The sequence below is a fragment of the Streptomyces endophyticus genome (assembly GCF_035798155.1).
Lineage (GTDB): Bacteria > Actinomycetota > Actinomycetes > Streptomycetales > Streptomycetaceae > Streptomyces > Streptomyces endophyticus.
Map to the genome: position 1 here is coordinate 1 of NZ_JAOZYC010000173.1, position 17,531 is coordinate 17,531.

General features: G+C 70.5%; 19 protein-coding genes. 3 read left to right on the forward strand and 16 right to left on the reverse strand.

Features of this window, described 5'->3' with window-relative positions; translation table 11 throughout:
* Nucleotides 1–432: DUF2877 domain-containing protein (locus tag OKJ99_RS35670; protein WP_326022431.1), on the forward strand; the 432-nt coding region annotated here is incomplete at its 5' end.
* 114 nt (nucleotides 433–546) lie between these two features.
* Here the strand turns inward: OKJ99_RS35670 and OKJ99_RS35675 are convergent.
* The 16 genes from OKJ99_RS35675 to OKJ99_RS35750 form a co-directional block, all read right to left on the reverse strand.
* Entirely contained in the window at nucleotides 547–1,941 is a 1,395-nt protein-coding gene (locus tag OKJ99_RS35675; RefSeq protein ID WP_326022432.1) for an NADP-dependent succinic semialdehyde dehydrogenase, read from the reverse strand.
* A gap of 121 nt (nucleotides 1,942–2,062) precedes the next feature.
* Nucleotides 2,063–2,482, reverse strand: coding sequence for an ArsI/CadI family heavy metal resistance metalloenzyme (locus tag OKJ99_RS35680; protein ID WP_326022433.1), 420 nt, complete (start codon nucleotides 2,480–2,482; stop codon nucleotides 2,063–2,065).
* A 174-nt stretch (nucleotides 2,483–2,656) separates the two neighbouring features.
* Nucleotides 2,657–3,115, reverse strand: a complete 459-nt coding sequence (locus OKJ99_RS35685) for an NUDIX domain-containing protein (RefSeq protein WP_326022488.1) — start codon at nucleotides 3,113–3,115, stop codon at nucleotides 2,657–2,659.
* Nucleotides 3,116–3,128: 13 nt separating this feature from the next.
* The gene (locus OKJ99_RS35690; RefSeq protein WP_326022434.1) at nucleotides 3,129–3,788 is read right to left on the reverse strand and encodes a response regulator transcription factor; all 660 of its coding nucleotides are present in this window, start codon (nucleotides 3,786–3,788) and stop codon (nucleotides 3,129–3,131) included.
* A 118-nt stretch (nucleotides 3,789–3,906) separates the two neighbouring features.
* Nucleotides 3,907–5,208 carry a sensor histidine kinase gene (locus OKJ99_RS35695; RefSeq protein WP_326022435.1) on the reverse strand — a complete coding sequence of 434 codons (1,302 nt, stop codon included), beginning with the start codon at nucleotides 5,206–5,208 and terminating at the stop codon, nucleotides 3,907–3,909.
* Nucleotides 5,201–5,998, reverse strand: a complete 798-nt coding sequence (locus OKJ99_RS35700) for an ABC transporter permease (protein ID WP_326022436.1) — start codon at nucleotides 5,996–5,998, stop codon at nucleotides 5,201–5,203. Before OKJ99_RS35700 ends, OKJ99_RS35695 begins: the two co-directional genes overlap by 8 nt.
* Entirely contained in the window at nucleotides 5,995–6,720 is a 726-nt protein-coding gene (locus OKJ99_RS35705; RefSeq protein WP_407700827.1) for an ABC transporter ATP-binding protein, read from the reverse strand. The genes OKJ99_RS35700 and OKJ99_RS35705 overlap by 4 nt, the downstream gene beginning before the upstream one ends.
* A 175-nt stretch (nucleotides 6,721–6,895) precedes the next feature.
* Nucleotides 6,896–7,423, reverse strand: coding sequence for a hypothetical protein (locus OKJ99_RS35710; RefSeq protein WP_326022437.1), 528 nt, complete (start codon nucleotides 7,421–7,423; stop codon nucleotides 6,896–6,898).
* Between the two features lie 128 nt (nucleotides 7,424–7,551).
* The gene (locus tag OKJ99_RS35715; protein WP_326022438.1) at nucleotides 7,552–9,084 is read right to left on the reverse strand and encodes an MFS transporter; all 1,533 of its coding nucleotides are present in this window, start codon (nucleotides 9,082–9,084) and stop codon (nucleotides 7,552–7,554) included.
* A 207-nt stretch (nucleotides 9,085–9,291) separates the two neighbouring features.
* Nucleotides 9,292–10,581: a cation:proton antiporter gene (locus tag OKJ99_RS35720; RefSeq protein ID WP_326022439.1), complete on the reverse strand. Its 1,290-nt coding sequence runs from the start codon at nucleotides 10,579–10,581 to the stop codon at nucleotides 9,292–9,294.
* A gap of 4 nt (nucleotides 10,582–10,585) precedes the next feature.
* Entirely contained in the window at nucleotides 10,586–11,071 is a 486-nt protein-coding gene (locus tag OKJ99_RS35725; protein ID WP_326022440.1) for a cation:proton antiporter regulatory subunit, read from the reverse strand.
* 261 nt (nucleotides 11,072–11,332) lie between these two features.
* Nucleotides 11,333–12,880, reverse strand: coding sequence for an ATP-dependent DNA ligase (locus OKJ99_RS35730; RefSeq protein ID WP_326022441.1), 1,548 nt, complete (start codon nucleotides 12,878–12,880; stop codon nucleotides 11,333–11,335).
* Between the two features lie 77 nt (nucleotides 12,881–12,957).
* A complete protein-coding gene (locus OKJ99_RS35735) occupies nucleotides 12,958–13,455 on the reverse strand; it encodes a glutathione peroxidase (protein ID WP_326022443.1) in 498 nt (165 codons plus the stop codon).
* Between the two features lie 136 nt (nucleotides 13,456–13,591).
* On the reverse strand, nucleotides 13,592–14,212 hold the full coding sequence (locus OKJ99_RS35740) for a hypothetical protein (protein WP_326022445.1): 621 nt from the start codon (nucleotides 14,210–14,212) through the stop codon (nucleotides 13,592–13,594).
* 106 nt (nucleotides 14,213–14,318) lie between these two features.
* Nucleotides 14,319–15,260, reverse strand: a complete 942-nt coding sequence (locus OKJ99_RS35745) for a hypothetical protein (protein ID WP_326022446.1) — start codon at nucleotides 15,258–15,260, stop codon at nucleotides 14,319–14,321.
* Nucleotides 15,261–15,477: 217 nt separating this feature from the next.
* Nucleotides 15,478–15,774, reverse strand: a complete 297-nt coding sequence (locus tag OKJ99_RS35750) for a hypothetical protein (protein ID WP_326022447.1) — start codon at nucleotides 15,772–15,774, stop codon at nucleotides 15,478–15,480.
* A 728-nt stretch (nucleotides 15,775–16,502) separates the two neighbouring features.
* On the opposite strand from OKJ99_RS35750, the gene OKJ99_RS35755 reads away from it, so the two are divergent.
* Together OKJ99_RS35755 and OKJ99_RS35760 are read left to right on the forward strand one after the other, a co-directional pair.
* Entirely contained in the window at nucleotides 16,503–16,724 is a 222-nt protein-coding gene (locus OKJ99_RS35755) for a hypothetical protein (RefSeq protein ID WP_326022448.1), read from the forward strand.
* A 239-nt stretch (nucleotides 16,725–16,963) separates the two neighbouring features.
* Entirely contained in the window at nucleotides 16,964–17,527 is a 564-nt protein-coding gene (locus tag OKJ99_RS35760; RefSeq protein WP_326022450.1) for a DedA family protein, read from the forward strand.
* The last annotated feature ends 4 nt before the right edge of the window (nucleotides 17,528–17,531 follow it).

Below are 17,531 nucleotides of genomic sequence, written 5' to 3' on the forward strand. Positions count from 1 at the left end.
GCCGCGCTCGTCCGCGCCCTCGCGCACGGAACCCCGAGCGCGGGGCGCCGCGCGGCCGACGCCCTGTTGGGCCTGGGCCCCGGAGCCACCCCCTCCGGCGACGACTTCCTGTGCGGCCTGCTGCTCGCCGCCCGCCTCTCCCCGCTGCCACCCACCTGGCTCCCCGTCCTCGTAGCCACCGCCGAACGGGCCGGAACACGTACGCCCCCGGTCTCGGCCGCGCTCCTGCGGCACGCCGTCGACGGTCACTGCATTCCACAGGTGGCGGCGGTACTGCACGCGGCGGCGACCGGCGCGGATCCGACCGCACCGGTCGCCGATCTGCTCGCCGTCGGACACAGCTCCGGGGGCGACCTGCTGCACGGGCTGTGCGCGAGGGCTCGGCTGACCGCCGAGGTGAGCCGCCCACGTGTCGGAAGCTCACCGGGGTGAGCCGCCCACATGTCGGAAGCCCGCAGGCGTGAGCCGCCCACATGTCAGCAGCTCACCGGGATGAGTCGCCCACGTGGCGGCAGCCCACCGAGGTGAGCCGCCCGCGTGGCGCTGTCAGGCCCCGATCCACACCGTGGTGATGTTGCAGAACTCCTTGATGCCGTGGTCCGACAGCTCGCGTCCGTAGCCGGAGCGCTTCGCGCCGCCGAAGGGGAGGGCCGGGTGCGAGGCCGTCATGCCGTTGACGAAGACGCCGCCGGCCTGGCTGTCGCGCGCGAAGCGCTCGATCTCGCCCTCGTCACCGGTCCACAGGTTGGAACTCAGGCCGAAGGGCGTGTCGTTGGCGACGGCGATCGCCTCGTCCAGGTCCGCTACCCGGTACAGGGTTGCCACCGGGCCGAACGTCTCCTCCAGGTGGATGCGCATCTCGGGAGTCACATCGGCGATCACGGTCGGCTCGTAGAACCAGCCCCGGTCGGCGAGGTCCTTGGGTCGCTGCCCGCCGCACAGCACGGTCGCGCCGCTCTCCACGGCGTCGTCGACCAGCTCCTCCAGATCACTGCGCCCCTGCTCGCTGGAGAGCGGGCCGACGTCCGTGTCCTCGTCGAGCGGATCGCCCACCCGCAGCTCCCGCATGCCGGCCACGAACGCCTCGCGGAACTCCTCGAACACCGACTCGTGCACGATGAACCGCTTGGCCGCGATGCACGACTGCCCGTTGTTCTGGACGCGCGCCGTGACCGCCGTCTTCGCGGCCTTCGCCACGTCCGCCGACGGCAGCACCACATACGGGTCGCTGCCGCCCAGCTCCAGGACCGTCTTCTTCACCTCGTCGCCCGCGATCGAGGCCACGGAACGGCCGGCCGGTTCGCTGCCGGTGAGCGTCGCCGCGACCACCCGCTCGTCGCGCAGAATCCCCTCGACCGCGCCGGACCCGATGAGCAGCGTCTGGAAACAGCCCTCGGGGTAGCCGGCCCGGCGGAAGAGATCCTCCAGGTAGAGGGCGGTCTGCGGCACGTTCGACGCGTGCTTGAGCAGGCCCACGTTCCCGGCCATGAGAGCGGGCGCCGCGAACCGTACGACCTGCCACAGTGGGAAGTTCCACGGCATCACCGCGAGCACCGGGCCGAGCGGCCGGTAGCGCACGTGTGCCCGCGCGGCGCCCGAGTCCTTCACATCCGACTCCGCGGGATGTTCGTCCGCGAGCAGCCGCGCCGCGTGCTCCGCGTACCAGCGCATCGTCTTCACGCACTTCAACGCCTCGGCCCGGGCCGCCGCGACCGGCTTGCCCATCTCGGTCGTCATCACGCGGGCGATGTCCGGCGCATCCGCCTCCAGCAGGTCCGCGGCCCGCTGCAGCAGCCTCGCCCGGTCGAAGAACGTCGTCGTCCGGTACGAGTCGAAGGCGCGCGCCGCGAGGGCGAGCCTGCGCTCGATCTCCTCCGGGGACAGGGCCTCGTACGTCTTGAGGGTCTCGCCGTTCGCCGGGTTGACCGTCGCGATGGGCATGCTGCCGACCTCCTCTGCGCGGTTTCTTCGACCTTCCCGCGCGCCACGCACGTGCGCAACGCGGGCTGCGGGGCGATGCCGGGTACCCGCGGGGAGGTCCGTCAGACGTCCGCCGGTCGGATCACTGCCCGCAGGTGCACCCCGCCTCGGCCTGCGCGCTCTTGCCGAGCGCGTCGGCGTCGGCCTTGACCACGTACACCTCCCAGGGCTCCTGGCCGGGACCGTGGACCCACACCTTGTCCTGGAGGGCGTAGCAGCACGAGGTGTCGTTCTCCTCGAACGTCGCGAGGCCCGCGTCCTTGAGCCGGCCGGTGGCCGCACCGACCTGGTCGGCGGACTCGACCTCGACGCCGAGGTGGTCGAGGCGGGTCTCCTGCCCGGGCTTGCCCTCGATGAGGACGAGCTTGAGTGGGGGTTCGGCGATGGCGAAGTTGGCGTAACCCTCGCGGCGCTTGGCCGGTTCGGTGCCGAACAGCTTCGAGTAGAAGGTGATCGACGCTTCCAGATCGCTGACCCGCAGGGCGAGCTGAGCACGAGACATGGCGGTACCCCCAGCGGCTTGTGTCGATAGTGGCTTGTATCGATCCACTTGCATTGACCCCTGTCGATGCAACGGTGCGCCCTGGATCGAAGACTGTCAACATAGAGGGGTATCGACACAGTGGCGCGTGGCGCGTAGGGCGTGGCGCTGAGGCCAGATGGCCAGGACGCCCGGTCAGGACACCTGCGCCGCGAGCCGGTCGAGGAAGACTGCCTGCGCCTTCACGATCCGGGTCCGCGCCGAGTCCAGGCCGAACCAGGCCACCCGGTCCAGCTCGGGGAACTCCGCCGTACGACCGGAACCGCGCGGCCACTCCATCGTGAACGTCCCCGGCACCATCTCCGCCGGATCCAGATCCGCCTCCACCGCCCACACGGTCACGTGCTTGCCGCCGGACTGCACCGTCTCGCCCAGCGGCAGCGCGACCCCCTCCGGCGGCGGCAGCCCCAGCTCCTCCTGGAACTCGCGCCGCGCCGCCTCCCACGCCGTCTCTCCCTGCTCGTACTCGCCCTTCGGCACGCCCCACGCGCCCGCGTCCTTGCGCGCCCAGAACGGGCCACCCATGTGCCCGAGCAGCACCTCGACCCCTTCCGACGCACGCCGGAAGAGAAGCAGACCCGCGCTGCGCTTCATTCGCCTCGTCCCGTCAGCCATGCGTCAAGTCTCGGTGCAGGAACCGGATGACCGCGAGTACACGGCGATTGTGATCCTCCGACACCGGCAGCCCCAGCTTCCCGAAGACCGCCGCGACGTGCTTCTCGACCGTGCCCGCCGACACGTGCAGCGACTCGGCGATCGCCGCGTTCGACCGGCCCTCCGCCATCAGCTCCCACACGTCCCGCTCCCGCTCCGTCAGTGAGCTCAGCTCCTCGGTCGCCCGGCCCGCACCGGCGAGCTGGGTCACCACCTCCGGGTCCAGCGCGGTGCCGCCCGCCGCGACCCGGGCGAGCGCGTCGGTGAACTCCGCGACGTTCGCCACCCGTTCCTTGAGCAGATACCCGACGCCCGCCGAGCCTTCGGCGAGCAGCCGCGTGGCGTACTTCGTCTCCACGTACTGCGAGAACAGCAGCACACCGGTCCCCGGATGCTCGCGCCGAATGTCGATCGCCGCGCGCAGCCCGTCGTCGGTGTGCGTCGGCGGCATCCGGATGTCGATGACCGTCACGTCGGGCCGGTGCTCCGCCACGGCCGCCCGCAGCGCATCGGCGTCACTCACCGCCGCCACGACCTCGTGCCCCCGCATGGACAGCATCTGAGCCAGCAACTCCCGCAGCACGGCGGCGTCTTCGGCGATGACTACGCGCATGGCCGGGATCGTCTCATGGGCCCTCTCCGCATTCACCTTGCTCCCTCGCCTCCCTTCCGCTCCCGCCCGCTCCCGCCCGTGCCTGAGTCTGCGCCTATGTGTGCTCCCATGTGTGCGCCTACGTGTGCAGCGGCAGCGACACCGTCACCGCTGTCGGCCCGCCCTGCGGACTCGTCACCTCCAGCGTCCCGTCCACCGTCCGGGCCCGCTGCACCAGACCCGCAAGGCCGCCACCCGACTCCATGCGTGCGCCGCCCCTCCCGTCGTCCGTCACCCGCAGCCGCAACGTGCCGTCCCCCGCGGCGATCTCCACCCCGCAGCGCTGCGCCCCACTGTGCTTTATCGCGTTGGCCAGCAGCTCCGCCACGCAGAAGTAGGCCAGGCTCTCCATCGCGGGCGCCGGCCGCTCCGGCAGATCCACGCTCACATCGACCGGCAGCGTGCTGCGCGCCGCGAGCGTGCCCAGCGCATCGCCGAGCCCGCCGTCGAGCGCGGGCGGATGCAGGCCCCGCGACAGGTCGCGCAGCTCCGTGAGGACCTCCGTCGCGTTGTCCCGGGCCGCCTCCACCATGCGATGCAACTCCGGCCGGTCCCGGTCGTCCAACTGCTCGCGCACCATGTCCAGGCTCATCGCGAGCGCCACCAGGCGGACCTGCGCCCCGTCGTGCAGATCCCGCTCGATCCGGCGCAGCCGCTCATTGGCTTCCTCCACCGCCAGCGCCCGCTTCTCCTCCAGGTCCCGCACCCGGTCGGCCAGCTCACCGGGCCCGAGCAGCGCCGGCATCAGCGTGCGATCCGCCTTGACGGCGATCCGCGTCAGCCACGGCGCGACCACTACGATCAGCAGCCCCCGCAGCGCGACGCCGAACGCCCCGGCCAGCGAGTGCACCTGCGGCTGCCCGCCCCACGGCAACGGTGTCACCAGCGTCAGATCCCCGGGCGTGAACGCCCACCGCACCGGCGCCGCCAAGTTCACCGCGCCGATCACCCACCACACCACCCCGTACAGCCCCACCGTCGCCAACGGCAGCTTCACCAGTACGTACGCGACCGCCCGCCACGCCGCCCCGTCCCGCAGCCGCGCCTCCACGCGCGCGAACATCCCGCCCTCGGCCGACGGCGGGCCCGGCGCCGCCACCCGCTCGCCGAGCAGCGCGCCCGCGAGGCGCCGGTGCAGCGCGCCGAGACCGCGGGCCAGGCCGAGCGCGGCCAGCAGGAACACCGCGCCGAGAACCGCCCCGACCACCGTCAGCGTCAGCGCCGACCCCAGGGCCAGCGCGATCACGACGAGGAGGAACCCCGCGAGCGCGGGGACGTAGGACAGCAGGCAGTACGCCGCCTCCGCCCACGCCCGTCGCGTCACGCAGGCCGTCAGCGCCGCCCGCAGGCTCGGCAGGCGGACGAGGGGGAAGTCAGGCATCGCGGCGCGCCAGCAGCCGGTCGCCCACGGCGAGGAACGCCGCCGTGTACAGGCACAGCACCCCGAACCCGGCCCACGGCGACAGCATCCCGTCGACCGGCACCGTCACCGCCAGCGAATTGCCCGCGATCATCGTCGGGAAGAACTTCGCGACCGTCGTCCCCGTCGTCCCGGCCAGGAGCGCGGGCAGCACATACGTGATGCCGACCAGGACACCTATCGCGCTCGCCGTGTGCCGGGTGATCGCGCCGATCCCGAGGCCCATCAGGCCGACCATCGCCAGATACGCGCCCGACATGAGCACGGCGCGCAGCACAGCCGGGTCACCGAGCGAGGGGCGGGGCACACCCGGGGAGAGCGCCGCGGTCCCCGCGAGGAACGTCACGAACGTGACCACCTCGCCGATGACCAGCGCGAGTGCGCCGAACACCGCGGCCTTGGCCGCCAGCGCGAGCCGCCGGTCCGGCACCGCGGCCAGCGTCGAGCGGATCGTCCCCGATGAGTACTCGCCGGATATCGCGAGGACGCCCAGCACACCGATGATGAGCTGCCCGAGGGCCACACCCGCCAGGACATTGTTGGTCGGGTCGAAGGACGCCACCCGCGAAGCGCCCTGCGGTGCCTTGGTGTTGGCCATCGTCACGATCCCCATGGCGATCATGCCGGCCACGGTGAGGAGTAGCGCGTACATCGTCGACCGCAGGCTCCGCAGCTTGATCCACTCCATCCGCGCGGCCTGCCGGAAGCCGTAGTGCCCCGCCAGGGCGGGCGCGTACGTCGTGGCGCTCATCGGGCTCCTCCTGCCTGGTACACGGCCGCGCCCCCGGTGAGCGCGAAGAACGACTCCTCCAACGACCGCCCGCCCGCCGTGAGTTCGGCGACCGAGGTGTCCGCGAGCAGCCTGCCCTGGCCGATCACCAGGAGATGGTCGGCGGTCAGGGCCATCTCGCTGATCAGATGGCTCGACAGCAGGACCGTACGTCCCTCGGCGGCCAGCGAGCGCAGCAACTCCCTTATCCAGCGGACGCCTTCGGGATCCAGGCCGTTCACCGGCTCGTCGAACAGCAGCACCGCCGGGTCGCCCAGGAGCGCCGACGCGATCCCGAGGCGCTGTGCCATGCCGAGCGAGAAGGAACCCGCCCGCCTGTGCGCGACCGACGCCAGACCGACCCTCTCCAGGACCGTGTCCACCCGCGCCGATTCGATGCCGCCGCCCGCCGCGAGCGCCGCGAGATGGCTGCGCGCGCTGCGGCCCGGGTGGAACGTACGGGCCTCAAGGAGCGCGCCGACCCGGCGCAGCGGCCAGTCCAGCTCGGCGTACGGGCGGCCGTCGATCGTGGCGTGCCCGGCGTCCGGCCTGTCGAGGCCCATGATCATGCGCATGGTCGTGGACTTCCCCGACCCGTTCGGCCCGAGGAAGCCCGTGACGCTCCCGGGCCGCACCCGAAAGCTCAGGTCCTCCACGGCGACCGTCTCGCCGTACCGCTTAGTGAGACCCCTGGCCTCGATCATCACGACTCCCTCTGCCCGCGCGCTCTGCCGTCGCGTCCTTCGTGTGACATCCACGCTAGGAACCGGGACGATCCGCCGGAACGAGGTTGTCCTCCGACCTGCCTGGGGGAAATCCCCCAGGCCACGTCCACGGGGGAGCAGCGCGAGGAGAGCAGGAGACGCGGCAGGCGCTCGCTCAGGCCCGCCCCCGCGGCACGACCCCCAACGCCGTCGCGTCCGCGAGATGCTGCCCCAGACGCAACCGCAGCGGCCCGATCGGACCCGAGAGCTCCGACAGCAGACTCAGCGAGCCCACCGCCCGGTCCGAGGCCCGCAGCGGCACCGCCACCACGCACGCGAAGCCCAGACTGCGCGCCATCGCCGTGTACGACGGCCAGTTGGCGCGCGCGTAGGGATGCGCGAGCGGGACGCCGCTGATGGCCGTGGCGGAGCTGCGGCAGTCCAGACCGGGACCCTCGCCCCAGGTCAGCGAGGCCCGCTCCAGACGCAGGCCGCGCGGGTCGGACGCCGCGACCTCGATCCGGGCCGCGGGCGGATTCAGCACCGCCACCGCCGACGCCACGTCGAGCAGCGACACACAGTTGCCGACGAGCGCGCCGAGGGCCTGTGCACCACCCCGTACGGCGGCTTCGGCCACTTCCACGAACGCCGTCGCCAGCCGCTCGCTGTCCACCTGGTACGCCTCGTACGGCACGCCACGCATGACGGCTCCCTCGCCCCTGTCTCGTCCGCCCCGCGCGGCGCAGCCTCCCGCCCTGCCACTTGTCTGCGGGGCGGACTGTGCTCAGGGGGTATGCCCCCTGAATGGGCCGCGCGAACCGCACGCCCGCCTCACATGTGCGTGGCTCCTTCGCCGGACATCACCTTCGGTGCCCCCGGCCGGTACAGAAGCAGCGTCACGATGAAGCCGACGCCGAAGAACGCGGCCGACCACCAGTAGGCGGTCGAATAGCTCTCGATCGCGGCCTGCGCCCGCACCAGCGGCGTGGGCCGCTTGCCGACGAGGTAACTGGTCGCGGCGGTCGTGGCCAGCGTGTTCAGCAGCGCCGTGCCGATCGAACCGCCCACCTGCTGACTGGTGTTGACCATCGCGGAGGCGACACCCGCGTCGTGCGTCGCGATGCCGGACGTGGCGAGGTTCATGGCCGTGGCGAAGATCATGCCCATGCCGAGGCCCATCACCATCGTGGGCGGCAGCACATGGCCGGCGTACGTGCTGTCGATGTCGAGGAAGGTCAGCCAGATCATCGCCCCCACCGCCAGGGCCATGCCCAGCGGAACGATCGGCTTCGGTCCGAACTTCGGCGCGAGGGAGTTCTGCGTGACCATCGACGAGAAGATCATGCAGGCGACCATCGGCAGGAACGCCACACCCGTCTGCACCGGCGAGAACTCCAGGATCTGCTGCAGGTAGTACGTCAGGAACAGGAACACGCCGAACATGCCCGCACCGGCGATGAACATCGCCAGGTACGACGCGCCGCGGTCCCGGTCGAGAGGCACGCGCAGCGGCAGCAGCGGATGCGCGGCCCGCGTCTCGAACCAGGCGAACGCCGCCAGCAGGAGCGCGCCGATCACCAGGAAGCCCCAGGTCGCGAACGAGCTCCAGTCGTGCGTCTCGGCGTTGGAGAACCCGTACACGATGCAGAACAGGCCCGCCGACACCAGGATCGTGCCCGGCACGTCCAGCTTCGGCCGGTCCGCGGGACGCCCGCCGTGCAGCAGCCGCAGGCCGCCCAGGAACGCGAAGGCGGCGAAGGCCAGGTTCACGAACAGGCACCAGCGCCAGTCCAGATACTCGGTCAGCACACCGCCGAGCAGCAGCCCGACCGCGCCGCCCGCACCGGCGATGGCGCCGTAGATGCCGAAGGCCTTGGCCCGCTCCTTGGGATCGGTGAACGTCGTCGTCAGCAGGGAGAGCGCGGCCGGTGCGAGCAGCGCGCCGAACGCGCCCTGCAGGGCGCGCGCCGCGACCAGCATCTCGAAGCTGGTCGCCGCACCACCCAGCGCGGAGGCCACCGCGAACCCGATCAGGCCCGTGAGGAAGACCGCCTTGCGGCCGACGAGGTCGGCGATCCGCCCGCCGAGCAGCAACAGGCTGCCGAACGCCAAGGAGTACGCGGTGACGATCCACTGCCGGTTGCCGTCGGAGAACCCGAGGTCCTGCTGGGCCGACGGCAGCGCGATGTTCACGATGGTGGCGTCGAGGACGACCATCAGTTGCGCCAGGCCGATCACGGCGAGGATCAGCCACCGGTGCTCGTGCCTGCCCCCGCCCGCGTACGGCACGGAGCCGCCGTCGGGAGGGGAGCTGCGTATGCCGGGTTCGGCGTCTGTCTGGGCGGGGTCGGGCGAGCGATCCATCGTGGCCTCCAAACCACCGGACCCCCCGATCGACTTCGCCCACCACGCTAAGCGCCCTGGTCATGGCAGGCGACTGGAGAGAGAACGGGGCCGTTCTCCATGGAGGGAGAACGGCCCCGTCGGGTTCCGGGATTCAGCGGTGTGTGCCGAGGTTCAGCGGTGTGTGCTGAGGCTCAGCAGTGTGTGCCGAGGCTCAGCGGCTGATCGTCAGTGGCTGTGCTCGTCCAGAACGGCCGGCTTGTCGCCGGGCTTCGCGTCCGGCTGCTCGTCCGGCTTCGCGTCGCCCTGGGCGGGCTGCTCGGCCGCACGCGGCTCGGGAATCGCGCCGACGCCCGCCGCCGCGCGCTGCGGGAACAGCCGCTGCGCGAGAGGCTGGACGAACCGCGCGGTCAGCGGGCCCACGATCACCAGGATCAGCACGTACGCCGTGGCCAGCGGGCCGAGCCGAGGCTCGATACCCGAGGTGACGGCGAGGCCGGCGATCACGATGGAGAACTCGCCGCGCGCCACCAGCGCGCCACCGGCCCGCCAGCGTCCCTTGACGGAGATCCCGGCGCGCCGCGCCGCCCAGTACCCCGTCGCGATCTTCGTGCAGGCCGTGACCACGGCGAGCAGCAGCGCGGGCAGCAGCACCGGCGGAATGCTCGCGGGGTCGGTGTGCAGGCCGAAGAAGACGAAGAAGACGGCCGCGAACAGGTCTCGCAACGGGGACAGCAGCGTATGCGTGTTCTCGGCGACCTCACCGGACAGCGCGATGCCCACGAGGAACGCGCCCACGGCCGCGGACACCTGGAGCTGCTGCGCGAGGCCCGCGACCAGGATGGTCAGACCGAGCACCACAAGAAGCAGCTTCTCCGGGTCGTCGCTCGACACGAACTTCGAGATGTGCCGCCCGAACCGCACCGCGATGAACAGCACCAGACCGGCGGCGCCGAGCGCGATGGCGAGCGTGAGCCCGCCGGCCGCCCAGCCGACACCGGCGAGCAGCGCGGTGATGATGGGCAGATACACGGCCATCGCCAGGTCCTCGAGCACCAGAATGCTGAGGATCACCGGCGTCTCTCGGTTGCCGAGCCGGCCGAGGTCACCGAGCACCTTGGCGATCACGCCGGACGACGAGATCCAGGTGACACCGGCGAGCACCACGGCCGCCACCGGACCCCAGCCCATGAGCAGCGCGGCGACGGCACCGGGCAGCGCGTTGAACGTCATGTCGACGAGGCCGGCCGGGTACTGCGTCTTCAGATTGGTGACGAGATCGCTGGCCGTGTACTCGAGGCCGAGCATCAACAGCAGCAGGATCACGCCTATTTCGGAGCCGATGGCGACGAACTCCTCGCTGGCGCCGAGCGGCAGCAGGCCGCCCTCGCCGAACGCGAGCCCTGCCAGGAGATACAGCGGGATCGGCGAGAACCGCAGCCGTCCCGCGAGCCGCCCGAGCAGCCCGAGCGCCAGAGTGATGGCACCGAATTCGATCAGAAACAGAGCACTGTGCATACGGTCACTCCCGCCCCAGAATCGTGGCCGCCGCGTCGACGCCCTCGCGCGTACCGATGACGATGACCGTGTCGCCGCCCGCGAGCCGGAAGTCCGGCGTCGGCGACGGGATCGCGTCGGCGCGGCGCAACACGGCCACGATCGACGCGCCGGTATCGGTGCGCATCTTCGTCTCGCCGAGCAGCCGCCCGTTCCAGATCGAGGTGCCCGGCACCTCGATGCGCTCGGCGACAAGTCCCAGATCGGTGGTGTGCAGCAGGTTCGGGCTGTGGTGCGACGGCGTCAACGCGTCGATGAGATACGCCGCTTCCCCCGACGTCAGCTTCAGCGACAGGTCGCAGGCGTCCGGGTCGTCCGCCCGGTACGCGCTGAGGGTCCGGCCCCCGTCCCGGTGGGCGACGACCGACAGCTGACGCTGCTCGCGGGTCGTGAGGTCATAGCGGTAGCCGATCCCCGGCAATGGTGTCCTGCTCAGGCGTGAAGCGGGCACGTCTCTCCCCTTGTCCGTGCGTGGCCGCTGTCCCGGCGGCCAATAGGTGGCAGATGCAACTTTAGTTGGATGACCGTCACCCTATACGCGCCAAGCTTTGGCAAAAAAACGGTCAGGCATGGAAAAGGACATTCGAAGCCATACAGGACCAAGCGAGGCCAAGCAGCGGGGAGGTCGTACACAGGGAGGTCGTACACGGGGAGGTCATGCACGGGGAGGCCATACAGCGTCATACAGCTAAGCGTTCGGGCATCGACACGGTCACGCGTCGAACGACGGATGCGCGGCGAGCACCGCCTCCACCGTGTCCGCCTCCCCGGCCGACTTGTCCTCCCGATACCGCACCACGCGCGCGAAGCGGAGCGTCACGCCCGCCGGGTATCGCGTCGAGCGCTGCAACCCGTCGTAGGCGATCTCCACGACCAACTCGGGCCGCACGGTCACGACATGACCGTCGTCACTGACGGCCGACGCGAGCAGCCGCTCCGTCTGCCAGGTCAGCAGCGCGTCGGTGAGCCCCTTGAACGTCTTGCCGAGCATTGCGTACGTACCGTCGGCGCGGCGCGCGCCCAGATGCAGGTTGGACAGCTTTCCGGTGCGCCGCCCGTGCCCCCACTCGGCGGCGAGCACGACCAGGTCCAGCGTGTGCACAGGCTTGACCTTCACCCAGGACGCGCCGCGGCGGCCCGCGCTGTACGGCGCCTCCAGCCCTTTGAGTACGACGCCTTCGTGACCGCGCGCGAGGGTGTCGGCGAAGAACGCCTCGGCGGCGCCCCGCTGTTCGGCATCGCTGGCATCCTCCACGAGGAAGCGCCGCACCCGCATCGCCTCCGGCGCGAGCCGGGCCAGCTGCTCGTGCCGCCCGGCGAACGGCAGGTCCAGCAGATCCCGCCCGTCGACGTACAGCACATCGAAGAACACGGGGGAGACCGGCAGCGCCTCCGCCGCCCGCGCGACGTCGACCCGCGACCCGACCCGCCCCGCGACATCCTGGAACGCCCGCGGCCGCCCGTCTTCACCGAGCGCGATGACCTCCCCGTCGAGAATGAACCGCTCACCGGGGAACTCCCGTACGGCGTCGGTCACTTCGGGAAGCCGATCGGTGATGTCGTCTAGCGTGCGCGTATAGACCCGTACGACATCGCCGTCCCGATGAACCTGTACGCGAATGCCGTCGAGCTTCTCCTCCACGGCGCAGGCGCCCAACTTGTCGAGCGCCTCGCCGACGCCACCGGCGCTGTGCGCGAGCATCGGCAGCACGGGCCGGCCGACCGTGAGCCGGAAGTCGTCGAGCGCCTCTGGCCCGCGGGCGAGCAGCGCCTGCGCGACGTCCTGCAGCCCACCCGCCAGCATCACGGCACGCCGTACGTCGGCGGGGGCGGCGCCCGTCGCCTGCGCAAGCCCCTCGGCCGCGACGGCATCCAGGGCGCCCTGCCGCACCTCACCGGTCACGAGCCCGAACAGAAACCGCTGCTCGCCCTCGGTCGCGGCCCCCATCAGCTCGCCAACAAGACGCTTCCGCTCGGCCTGCGACCCGGCGCCGGACACATCCCCGAGCTCGGTCATCAGGGCATCGACATCCTGGACGCTCAGCCGCGGCTCCGGCGCCGCGTCGACCCGCTCGCTCAGCACCCGCCACCCGACCCCGAGCCGCCCCTGGGGCAGCCGCCCCGCCAGATACGGAATGACGATAGGCACGTCGTCCGGATCGGCATCCCGGAACAACTCGGCGAGCAACGCGATCTTCCGCGACCGCGCGGAGGCGGCGGCGACGTCCTGTGACACCTGAGCGAGCCGGGCGAACAGCATGTAGCCATGGTGCTACGGGGGGAGCGGAGGCGCAGCGGGGCGGAGCGCCGGGCGCGCCCGCCACCCGCCCCCGATCCTCAGCTCTCCGTCGAGAGCTCCCGCTCGATGGCGGCCACGACCTCCGGGGCGTCCGGCGTCGTCTGCGGCGAGAAGCGGGCGACGACGTCGCCGGAGCGCCCGACGAGGAACTTCTCGAAGTTCCAACGAACATCACCGGTGTGACCCTCGGCGTCCGCCATGTCGACGAGGTTCGCGTACAACGGGTGCCGCTCCTCGCCGTTGACGTCGACCTTCTCCGTCATGGGGAACGTGACGCCGTACGTGGCCGAGCAGAACTTGGTGATCTCGTCGGCGGTACCGGGCTCCTGCCCCATGAACTGGTTGCAGGGCACGCCGAGGACGGTGAAGCCACGGTCCGCGTACTGCTTCTGGAGCTCCTCCAGAGCGGTGTACTGCGGCGTGAGCCCGCACTTCGAAGCAACGTTGACGATCAGGACGGCCTTGCCCTGGTACTGGGAGAGGTCGGCGGAGCCGCCCTGAAGGTTGTCCATCTGAACTGCGTCGTAAATGGTCATGGTTCGGAGCGTACGCCGCCACGGAGCCGTGGCTGCCCCTGCCCCTTTGCCGTGTGAAGCGCCCCTCGGCACGTTGAGGGGCGCTTCGTGCCGGGAAGGCCCTCAGCGAACACGCTCTGGCGGGAGCGGCCGGGCGTCAAGGCACATCAACGTGCGCCGTCGGCTTCAGCCCTCGGTGCGCCTGCTGCACCCGATCGGCCTGGAGCTTGGCCGCCATCTCGGCCCGCTCGCCCGTGACTGCCTTCTCGGTGCCCATGGCGTACGTCCATATGACGGTCCTGCCCACACGCACCTTGTCGTGGAAGCTCACGAGGGGGTGTTCCCCCTTCAGCACGTCGCTGGACGCTGCGCTTTCGTCTCCGAGCGAAGAGATCTTCTTGCTGCCGGGACGCGCGGCGTAGTCGGGCAGCGCCTCGTACATACGCCGGGCATGGTCCTCAGTGCGGCAGGAATAGACGTTGAAGCTGTACCGGAGCCACTTGTCGGTGCGCTTCGGTCCGCGTACGAAGTTCGCCGTTCCAGTGGCAACCACGCCTTTGCAAGCGTCGCCGGCCACGACCTGGCACATGTAGACGTCTGTATCGACACGGCGTGCACCGACTTGCGTCCAGCCTGGCAGCGACGACTTGTCCGGCAGGGCCGTTTTCGCCTGACGGGCCTGCAACGTGTCCACCGGCTTTGCGGCCGGCTCGCTGCCCGAGCCGCTCCCGGACCCGCACCCACCCAGCAGCAACACCGCCGCCGCTGCAACTGCCAACGCCCCGCGGCTTCCTGCGTGTCTTCGCGCACTCCACACCATGCATCCCACCCCTTGTTTGATGTGGCGTGATCATACGTAGCCAGGGGCCGGAGGTCTTTGCGGATCAGCTGCGTTGGTATCTGGCTGCCATCGTGTGGAACACCTTCTTCGGTTCCCAGCGCCTCTCGTCGAGCATCCGGACGACGCCGTAGGAGCCAAGGTCGTGCTCCCCGCGCCTGCTGTAAGCGGCGAAAGTGAACCAGAGTGCGGTGTCCACGCCTTCCTCTTCGAAGATGTCCAGCAGTTCGGTGAGGTAGCGGGCCTGCTCGTCCTCGTCCGGGACTGCGCCGTGCGGCACCTGCCAGGCCATGCCGCCACGTTCTCCCGCGCCTTGGTAGGCACAGGTTCCGTACTCGGTCACCGCTACGGGCTTGCCGTGGGCGAGGTGCCCACGCAGCTCGTCCCGGAAGGTCTCGGCGTTGTAGGCGGCCCGGTAGGCATCGATGCCGACGAGGTCGAACGCACTCCAGTCGACGAACTCCCAGGGCGCCGAGGCGTAGGTGACCTGTCCGCTGAAGTGCGTCCGGACACTCGCGGCGACCTGGAAGAGAAATTCGTTGAGTCGTTCTTGCACCGGCCCGAGGGAGGACCACCATGCCATGTCGGCGGATGCCATGGCCTCCATACGGTCGCCGTAGGTGTCGCCCGGGAGGAAACCGCCGCAGAACGCGCTGATCTCGCAACCGGCGACGAACACCACATCGGCGCCGGCGGCCCGTACGGCTTCGGCCCGAGCGGCGCAGTCGGCGAAGAACGGGAGCAACTGGTCGCGGGGGAGGTCCACGGGAAAGGGGGCGAACCAGACCTCAAGGCCTGCGTCTGCGGCGTGTCGGGCAGCGATGCTCAACCGTTCCGGTTCTCGCCCGGAGATACGAACGGCGTCACAATGCAGTTCCTCGGCGATCACCGCCATGTCGTGCCGGACAGCCTCAGGGGTGAAGCTCTTGCGGGAGAGTTGTTCCCCTGGGAGGAACCCTGTGTCGTAGTTGATGCCCCGTGCGCGCACGTCCCTGTCCCTTCACGTGACCGTTGCCGTGTTCGGGCAAGTCAAAGCCGCGTTCGGGGTTATTGGCCAGAGGGCGGACTGGCTCCGAAGGTGGTGTCGCATCCGCACGCTGCACGCTCGTCAGTGGGAACCGGTGAGTTCCGCCGCTGACGGACGAACTACTGCCGGGGCGGTGACAACGATGTGACCGCGCCCCGGCTCTGGCTCCTGCCTGGGCTCAGAGGATGAAGACGCTCTGTGCGGTCTCGGTGTTGTACGTCTCGCCGGGGTACACCAGCCACTGGACCTGACCGGTGCAGCCGGGGCCCGAGCGCACTTCCGCGATCGCATTGGTGTTGTTGGTGACGGAGGAAGGGAACCAGTCCACCGGGTAGCAGCCGCTCGGGTTCTCGTACGACACGCCGTTGACTGTGAGGATGCCCTCGGCGGCGAAGGCGGAGGTGGGAACGGACAGGGCGACAAGAGCCGCCGCTGCCATGGTGCCGAGCGCAGTGGTGATGCGACGAAGGTTCATGATCGAGACAACGCGGAGCAAACGCATTGGTCACGCGCGCGTGGGGGTGACCTGAGGGGACGTCAACCTCCGCTCTCATGACGTCCGTTGGGGGTCGGTACGAACCTAGGATCGCCTTCAGGATTCGTTCGGCGGAGTGGAGTTGACCGGCTGTGCTGCCCCCGTGCTGCGAGATCTGCCGCGCGTCCCCCAGGGACCACGACTACGAGACATTCACGCTCGTGTACTTCCGCGCGACAGCGCCACCGCTCGACCACGTGGGGCATCCCGAGAACGCCCTCTGGTTCTGCAAGGACCACGTAAGACCCACATGAGCGCCATCCTGGCCATGGTCCACATTCGCGCGGCGGTGCGGCGCGACGCCCCGAACCCCTGGCCGCTCACCGGCATGCCCTGAGGTCCGGGGGCCGGTGGGCGACACGCGCCTCGTGCGTCTCGCGTGTCAGCTTGCGTTGGAAATCGAACACGCGATCTAATCTGTCTCATGCGGAACACGATCACTGAGGACCTCGTGCAGACACAGCGGGAGTGGGACGCGACCTATCGGCAGCTTGCCGATAGGCCTGGGCGTACCGCTCTGCGGCGGCGTCTGCTGTATCTGTCCCGGGTGCTGGCGGGCGAGAAGCTCACTCCGACGCAGAAGGCGGAGCTGCGCCGGCGGGCGCGGGGGCGGGCGTGACGCCGCGTCTGGCCCGTCGGTCGACGGGGTGTGGTGGCGTGGTGGGTGTATGGCGCCGGAGATAGTCGTGCACCGGCCGTCGGCGCCGAACGGAGGGCGCAGGGTCACGGTCGGCGGTGTGGACGTCGGTCTGGCCCGTGACGACCACGACCTGGTCGAGTTCCTGCGTCGGTCCGGGCTCGACGACGCCGATCAGCTGGTGTCCGGGGACTCGCCGATCATTCAGTGGCGCGGCGGGCGCGCGCACGAGTACGAGGCCGCCGGGGGATAGCCCCACCCCGGATACGGGTGGCCGCCCCAGCGTGCGGCGCGAACGCAGCGGGCATCGTGGTGACCTTGGGCGAAGTTGGGCGTTGGTCCGCTCGGCGGGGAGACTGTACGCGGCGCCCCTTAGGGGGCTCCCAGAGGTTTCCCCGAGATACGTCAACTCCTCTGGTTTTGTTCATCTTCGCCCCGTTACCTGTAGGTATGCCCGACTATTTGATTTACGGCTTGCTTGTTCTGTGCGTCGTGCCTCCGCTGGTGCCCAATTCGTGGCTGCTCGTCAGTGCCGGGGCCATGGCGGCCGACGGCCGACTCCAACTCGCCCTCGTGCTGCTGGTGGTGTCGGGCGCCGCCATCCTCGGGGACCTGCTGGTGTACCGGTCGACGCGGCGGTTCGGTGGGCCGGTGGTGCGTCGGCTGCGACGCAAGCGGCGACGTGCCGTGCTGCTCGATTGGGCTTCTGTACGGGTGCGTCGGCACGGGATCCCGTTCATCATCGGCATCCGGTTTCTGCCCACCGGGCGGTTCGTCGGCGCGGTGGCGGCCGGGCTGGTCGACGTTCGGTTGGGCCGGTTCCTCGTGGCCTCGGGCGTCGCCGAGGCGGTCTGGGCCGCGTACTCGACAGGTGTGGGTCTGCTGGGCGGGATCGCCGCCGGCGGGCCGTTCACCGGCGCGCTGCTCGGGCTGGCGATCTCCGGGGTCGTGGCGACCCTGGCCGGGGGCGCGCAGTGGCTCGTGGCACGGCGCAGGCGGCGGGCGTCGGCCGGCTGTGCGGACGCCTGGGCGCGCCGCGCCGAGCCGGCGGCGTGAAGAC

What these genes read in the sequence shown, in the direction of transcription:
- OKJ99_RS35735 (WP_326022443.1), bottom strand. Translation starts at nt 13,455, where the DNA reads ATGACCATTTACGACGCAGTTCAGATGGACAACCTTCAGGGCGGCTCC.
- OKJ99_RS35715 (WP_326022438.1), bottom strand. Translation starts at nt 9,084, where the DNA reads ATGGATCGCTCGCCCGACCCCGCCCAGACAGACGCCGAACCCGGCATA.
- OKJ99_RS35700 (WP_326022436.1), bottom strand. Translation starts at nt 5,998, where the DNA reads ATGAGCGCCACGACGTACGCGCCCGCCCTGGCGGGGCACTACGGCTTC.
- OKJ99_RS35750 (WP_326022447.1), bottom strand. Translation starts at nt 15,774, where the DNA reads ATGAACCTTCGTCGCATCACCACTGCGCTCGGCACCATGGCAGCGGCG.
- OKJ99_RS35755 (WP_326022448.1), top strand. Translation starts at nt 16,503, where the DNA reads ATGGCGCCGGAGATAGTCGTGCACCGGCCGTCGGCGCCGAACGGAGGG.
- OKJ99_RS35710 (WP_326022437.1), bottom strand. Translation starts at nt 7,423, where the DNA reads ATGCGTGGCGTGCCGTACGAGGCGTACCAGGTGGACAGCGAGCGGCTG.
- OKJ99_RS35730 (WP_326022441.1), bottom strand. Translation starts at nt 12,880, where the DNA reads ATGCTGTTCGCCCGGCTCGCTCAGGTGTCACAGGACGTCGCCGCCGCC.
- OKJ99_RS35685 (WP_326022488.1), bottom strand. Translation starts at nt 3,115, where the DNA reads ATGAAGCGCAGCGCGGGTCTGCTTCTCTTCCGGCGTGCGTCGGAAGGG.
- OKJ99_RS35695 (WP_326022435.1), bottom strand. Translation starts at nt 5,208, where the DNA reads ATGCCTGACTTCCCCCTCGTCCGCCTGCCGAGCCTGCGGGCGGCGCTG.
- OKJ99_RS35705 (WP_407700827.1), bottom strand. Translation starts at nt 6,720, where the DNA reads ATGATCGAGGCCAGGGGTCTCACTAAGCGGTACGGCGAGACGGTCGCC.
- OKJ99_RS35675 (WP_326022432.1), bottom strand. Translation starts at nt 1,941, where the DNA reads ATGCCCATCGCGACGGTCAACCCGGCGAACGGCGAGACCCTCAAGACG.
- OKJ99_RS35680 (WP_326022433.1), bottom strand. Translation starts at nt 2,482, where the DNA reads ATGTCTCGTGCTCAGCTCGCCCTGCGGGTCAGCGATCTGGAAGCGTCG.
- OKJ99_RS35690 (WP_326022434.1), bottom strand. Translation starts at nt 3,788, where the DNA reads ATGCGCGTAGTCATCGCCGAAGACGCCGCCGTGCTGCGGGAGTTGCTG.
- OKJ99_RS35720 (WP_326022439.1), bottom strand. Translation starts at nt 10,581, where the DNA reads ATGCACAGTGCTCTGTTTCTGATCGAATTCGGTGCCATCACTCTGGCG.